The organism is Achromobacter sp. SIMBA_011 (assembly GCF_046535435.1).
GTDB classification, from domain to species: Bacteria; Pseudomonadota; Gammaproteobacteria; order Burkholderiales; family Burkholderiaceae_B; genus Achromobacter; species Achromobacter dolens.
Window position 1 is genome coordinate 1 of sequence record NZ_JAWRWN010001286.1, and the last position, 233, is coordinate 233.

Sequence of the window (233 nt, forward strand, 5' to 3'; positions counted from 1 at the left end):
GATCCTGGTCGCGCTTCGAGATCCGGCCGATATAGCCGATCACGTGCGCGGCCGTCATGCCGAGCGGATACTGGCGGAACAGCCGCGCGCGCACGTCGACGCCGGGGAAGCGGAAGCGCTGCGCGGTGAAGCGGGCGACTTCGGCGTCGGTCAGGCGCGTGCGGATCGGCAGGCTCTCGAAATTCTTCGAGTCTTCCTGCAGCTTCTTGAAGCGGCGGCGGTCGCGCGCGTCG

At 68.7% G+C, this 233-nt stretch carries 1 pseudogene; it reads right to left on the reverse strand.

From position 1 onward, the window contains the following. A pseudogene (locus tag SB816_RS35210) lies at window positions 1–233 on the reverse strand (penicillin-binding protein 2); the annotation flags it as partial.